The organism is Rhodococcus sp. NPDC058532, assembly GCF_042719255.1.
GTDB lineage: Bacteria > Actinomycetota > Actinomycetes > Mycobacteriales > Mycobacteriaceae > Rhodococcus_G.
Map to the genome: position 1 here is coordinate 1 of NZ_JBHXNU010000031.1, position 1,429 is coordinate 1,429.

The window sequence follows — 1,429 nt, forward strand, 5'->3', positions numbered from 1 at the left end:
GGCTCTACTGACGCATCCGTGGGTCCACCAGAGTCGGCAACCGAGGCGGGTCACCCCCGAGACTGAGCATCGCCAACGCGATCAACGACTCGGGGGTGGCAAACCCGAACGCCTGCCGAGTAATCAACCGAATCTTCGTATTCACCGACTCGATCCGGCCATTAGACAGACCATGCTCGATCGCAGCAAGGATCGGTGCCCGCTGAGCGGCAACCGAACCCGCAAGCGCAACGAACTCGGTAATCCCACTGCCTGCCGCACGGTCGAGCCAGGCATCGAGTTCCGGTTCTGCGGCGGTGTGATCAAGCGCGAAGATCAGCCGCAACTCTTCTTTAAGCAGGTAGGCGCGGTGCACCAACGGGTCGTGCAGAGCAACCCACTCAAGTTGAGTCTTCTGTCGGGCGGTGAGATTCTCCGGGTTCTTCAACAATGCCCACCGCACGTTCTTGACCTGGTGTGACGGGCTCGACCGGTCAGGTTTGGTGCGGGCGTGCCACTGCGACGCCTGCCTGGACGGCTCGGTGCGACGGGCCCGGTTCCACGCGCTACGACGCACCTTGTCGAGGGACTTCGTCGCCCACGCAACGATGTGGAACGGGTCCGCGCACCGCACCGCCTGCGGGGCACGTGCGGCCACGACATGCGCGATCCACGATGCAGCGTCGGCGGTGATGTGCGTCAGTTGCGCGGACCGCTGCTCGCCGAGCAGGGTGAAGAACTTCTCCAGGGTGGCCTTGTCGCGGCCTGCCGCGGCCCACACCAGCCGACCGGTGCTGTGGTCGACGACCACCGTCAGGTACTTATGACCGCGTTTGTAGGAGATCTCGTCGATCCCGATCCGCGTCAGCCCAGCGAACCGATCGGTTGCGTGTTCGCTGTCGGCCCAGACCCGGTCGACGATCGCACCGACGGTCCGCCACGCGATCCGGGTCAACTCCCCGGTGGCGGACTTGCTGGTGTGGGTGGCCAGCCATGCGACGGTGTCGTCGAAGACCCGGGTGTGGCCGGCGCCGTGGCGTGCCCAGGGCACCGCGGCGACGACCACCCCGTGGAAACGGCAGGTCACCCTCGGTGCCTCGGCCTCGAGGTAGGTGTGGGCGAGGCCGACGTCGACGGTCCGCCACAACCGCACCCCATGTCCGCGGTCATAGCGGGAGCACCGGCGGTTGCAGATCCCGCACCGTGAGCACGCCCGCGCGTTGGGACGCACCGACACGATCATCGCGTCGAGGTTGTCGTCCCAGCGGGTCGCGTTGATGACGGTCTTGTCGAGTCCGAGGACCCGCTTCCATATGCTTGTGTCGCGCACGCCGCTTTCCGTGTCTGTAGTGGACTGTTTCTAGACAATCCAGAACGCTACTGGGAGAACGGCGTGCGCCTCATTTGGTACGGGGTTCCACCCACGGACACGTCACAAGAGCCTGATTTT

Annotated in this window: 1 protein-coding gene; it reads right to left on the reverse strand. The window is 65.2% G+C overall.

Features of this window, described 5'->3' with window-relative positions:
- Positions 1-4: 4 nt before the first annotated feature.
- Entirely contained in the window at positions 5-1,309 is a 1,305-nt protein-coding gene (locus ACFWQG_RS20290; RefSeq protein WP_378509453.1) for an ISL3 family transposase, read from the reverse strand.
- Positions 1,310-1,429 lie beyond the last annotated feature (120 nt).